This is a genomic window from Longimicrobiaceae bacterium (assembly GCA_035936415.1).
In the GTDB taxonomy this organism is placed as follows: domain Bacteria; phylum Gemmatimonadota; class Gemmatimonadetes; order Longimicrobiales; family Longimicrobiaceae; genus JAFAYN01.
The window spans coordinates 1-3,801 of the sequence record DASYWD010000106.1; the positions used below are offsets into that span (position 1 = coordinate 1).

4 protein-coding genes are annotated in these 3,801 nt (G+C 75.8%); 3 read left to right on the top strand and 1 reads right to left on the bottom strand.

The genetic code is table 11. The features are described 5' to 3' along the window. A partial coding sequence (locus tag VGR37_04150; GenBank protein HEV2146586.1) for a serine hydrolase domain-containing protein occupies positions 1–1,067 on the top strand: 1,067 nt, incomplete at its 5' end. A gap of 3 nt (positions 1,068–1,070) precedes the next feature. On the opposite strand, the gene VGR37_04155 is transcribed toward VGR37_04150, so the two are convergent. Then, positions 1,071–2,072 (bottom strand): carboxypeptidase regulatory-like domain-containing protein, encoded by a 1,002-nt coding sequence (locus tag VGR37_04155; GenBank protein ID HEV2146587.1) that lies wholly within the window; start codon positions 2,070–2,072, stop codon positions 1,071–1,073. Positions 2,073–2,208: 136 nt separating this feature from the next. Between VGR37_04155 and VGR37_04160 the strand changes: the two genes are divergently transcribed. After that, positions 2,209–3,048 (top strand): alpha/beta fold hydrolase, encoded by an 840-nt coding sequence (locus tag VGR37_04160; protein ID HEV2146588.1) that lies wholly within the window; start codon positions 2,209–2,211, stop codon positions 3,046–3,048. Between the two features lie 53 nt (positions 3,049–3,101). Further along, entirely contained in the window at positions 3,102–3,710 is a 609-nt protein-coding gene (locus tag VGR37_04165) for a hypothetical protein (GenBank protein HEV2146589.1), read from the top strand. Positions 3,711–3,801: the final 91 nt, after the last annotated feature.

The window sequence follows — 3,801 nt, forward strand, 5'->3', positions numbered from 1 at the left end:
AGGCGGCGGTGCGGGCGGAGCTGGCGCGCCGGGCCTTTCCCGGGGCGGCGCTGGCGCTGGGGATCGGCCCGCGCACGGAGCGCCTGGCGGGGATGGGGCACGTGGGGTGGCGCGATGCGGCGGCCCCGGTGTCGCCGGACAGCACGATGTACGACCTGGCCTCGGTCACCAAGCCGGTCGCCACGGCCACGGCGGTGCTCCTCCTGGCGCAGGACGGGGTCATCGACCTGGACGAGCCGGTCCGGAAGCACCTCCCGCAGTTCGAGGGGCAGTTCAAGGACCGGGTCACCTGGCGGCACCTGCTCACCCACACCTCCGGCCTCCCCGGGGGCGCCAACATCCGCGGCGAGGAGCCGCGGGAGCGGCTGCGGCGCATCCTCCGCACCCGCATCTCGGAGCCGCCGGGACGGTACGTGGTCTACACGGACCTGGGGTACGTGGCGCTGTGGGCGGCGGCGGAGCGCGCCGCGGGGGAGCCGCTGACGCGCTTCCTGGAGCGCCGCGTCTGGCGCCCGCTGGGGATGACGCACACCGCCTTCCTCCCCGGACAGGACTGCACCCTCTGCGCCCCCACCCTGCGCCTCAGCACCGGGGAGCCGTACCGCGGCCGCCCCAACGACCTGCTGGCGCGGCGGCTGGGCGGGATCTCCGGGAACGCCGGGCTCTTCTCCACCGCGCGCGACCTGGGCCGCTTCGCCGCCATGCTGGCGAACGGGGGCGAGCTGGACGGCGTGCGGATCCTCCAGCCGGAGATGGCCCGCGCGATGCTGACGCAGCAGCCCGGCGCCGGGCGGCGCACGCTGGGGCTGGTGGCGACCTGCCCGGACGAGGAGCGGGAATCGGAGCAGGAGCCATGCGAGCGGCCGGTGGCCTACGTGCACAACGGCTGGACGGGGACCTCGCTCTGGATCGAGCCGGAGCGGAAGGCGTGGGCGGTGCTCCTCACCAACCGCTCCTACGACGTGCGGGCGCGGCCGAGGATGCAGGCGTTGCGGGAGGACGTTTTCCGGAGCGTGGCCGGCCTGCCGGAGCGCCGCTCATCCTCGCGGGAGGGCGAGGAGGAGTGAGGGCTACGGCTCGGTGCCGGGGTGCGCTCCCGTGAACTCGAAGCCCAGGAGGCGGAAGGTGCGGGCGCTCGCCCCGCCCACTGCGAGCGAGCCGAGGCCGCGCGGGGTGGTCACCACCCGGCGGGCCACCGGCACCACCAGTCCCGGGGGCACCTCCCGGTAGGTGGTCACCACCTCGGTGGCCACCGAGAGGAGGAAGCCCCGCGGCTCGCCGACGGCGCGGAAGACGGTGCGCCGCACGAGAAGGGTGCGCGGGTCCAGGAACAGGGAGCCCTCCAGCCCGGGGGCACCGGCCGCGGGGAGCGCGGCGAAGTCGATGCGGTGCAGGGGCTCGCCCTCCACCGGGTCGGTGCCGGCGAAGCGGAAGCAGTGCCCCTCCTGGAACGCCGGGTCCGCCACGTCGGCCAGGGAGGGGACCCCGCCGCCGACGCGGTAGGGCCGCCGGTCGCGGGTGTGCTCGACCACGGTGTCCGTCGCCGTGCGCGCGCCCTGCTTCGCCGGGCCCACGATCCGCAGGTAGCGGAAGCGGACGGGGTAGCGGTCCTCCAGGAGCCGGTGGTGCTCCGCGTTCCTGCGCAGCTCCGCCATGAGGCGGGCGAGCTGCGGTGTCGTCCCGGCGTCCGCGAGGCCGGCCGTGGCGCAGCGCCCCGGCCGGGCGGCGGCGAGGTCGTCCAGATCCACGGGGGCGGGGCGGAGGCCGATCCGGACCGCGCCGTGGTCGGGCCACGCCAGGGTGTCGACCGTCGCGTAGCCCACCTGCTCCACCACCAGCCGGTGCCGTCCCGCCGGGACGCCGGTGAACTCGAAGCCGCCCGCGGCGGACGCGATCACCCGCCGGTCCAGCCCGGGGAGCTCCACGACGGCGAAGGGGAGCGGCTCGCCGGAGTCGGCGGCGCGGACGGTGCCGCGGAGGGTGGGGCCCGCGTCCTGTGCGGCCCCGGGGAGCGGCACCGCAGAGAGGAGCGCGGCAAGGAGGAGCGTCGCCCCGCGTGGAGTGGTGTTCATGGGTCGGCCGCGTGGCGGTGCCGGGGTACGACGGGCGTGGAGTCGGCCGAAGATGGGCGTGGGAAACTTCGCGGGTCCGGCGCGGCGGCGCAACGGTGGCCGCGCGGGGTAGGCGTTCCGGGGAACGGAGGGGACGATGAAGCACGGGATGACGAGCTCGGGGGTGCGGCTGCACTACGTGGAGGCGGGGGAGGGGCCGCTGGTGCTTCTCCTGCACGGCTTCCCGGAGTTCTGGTACGGGTGGCGGCACCAGATCCCGGCGCTCGCGGCGGCGGGGTTCCGCGTGGTCGCGCCGGACATGCGCGGCTACAACCTTTCGGACAAGCCGGAGGGGGTGGAGGCGTACCGGGTGGAGCGGCTGGTGGAGGACGCCGCGGAGCTGATCCGCCACGCCGGGGAGGCGCGGGCGCACCTGGTGGGGCACGACTGGGGCGGGGTGGTGGGCTGGTACTTCGCCATGCTCCGCCCGGAGCTGCTGGACCGCATGGCGATCCTCAACGCGCCGCACCCGGCCGCCTTCGCCCGGGAGATCGTCAAGCCGGACCAGATGCTCCGCTCCGCGTACGCCGGGTTCTTCCAGCTCCCGGCCCTCCCCGAGGCCGCCCTGCGTGCCGGCGACTTCGCCCTGCTGGAGCGGGTCTTCCGCACCGAGCCGGTGCGGCCCGGCGCCTTCACCGACGCGGACCTGGAGCTGTACCGGGAAGCGTTCTCGCAGCCGGGGGCGCTCACCGCGTCGCTCGACTACTACCGCGCCTTCGCCCGCTTCGAGCGGCCGGAGGTGCGCCCCGTCGCCGCGCCCACGCTCCTCGTCTGGGGGGAAAAGGATCCCCACCTCGTGGTCCGACTCACGGAGGGGCTGGAGAAGTGGGTCCACGACCTCCGCGTGGAGCGCTTCCCCGAGGCCAGCCACTGGGTCGCCGCCGACGAGCCGGAGCGGGTGAACCGGCTGCTGATCGACTTTCTCCGCGGCGGGTGACGGTGTAGCTTCCCGGCGCAGGCCGTCCCGGTCCACGCCCGCCGCCCCGGAGGATGAAGAGAGAGCTGTCCCGCAAGGCGTTTCACCTCGCCTCCATCGTCCTCCCCCTCCTGGTCTGGCTCGCGCCGCGCTCCCTGGCCGTCGCGGTGCTCGTCCCCACGGCGGCGGTGGCGCTCGCGACCGACCTGGCGCGGCTGCGCATCCGCTGGCCGCGCTACCACTTCCTCCGCCTCACCCGCGCCATGCTGCGCCCGCACGAGCGCCGCGGCCTGGCGGGGGCCACCTACATGGCGGTCGCGTACGCACTGGCGCTCCTCCTCTTCCCCAAGACGCTCGCCGTGGCCGCCATGCTCTACAACGGCCTGGGCGACGCCGCGGCGGCGCTGGTGGGGAAGCGCTGGGGACGGCGCCGGACCTCCTGGGGGAAGAGCTGGGAGGGGTTCGGGGCGGCGCTGGCCGTCAACCTGGCCGTGGGACTGGCCCTCGGCGCGCTGGACCCGCGCTTTCCGCTGCTGGGGGCGGTCGTGGGCGCCCTGGCCGCCGCCGCGCTGGAGATGGCCCCGCTCCCCCTGGACGACAACCTGCGCGTGACGCTGGGGGGAGGGGCCGCGGCGTGGCTCGCGAGCGCGCTGGTGTGGGGGGCGCTCACTCCGCCCGGGTGATCTCACCTGTCCGGACGCAGAGCGGCCTCCCCTCGGGTGAAGGGAGGCCGCTTCGGCACGTGCCAGGGCCCGCGCGGGCTCAGCGCCGGCC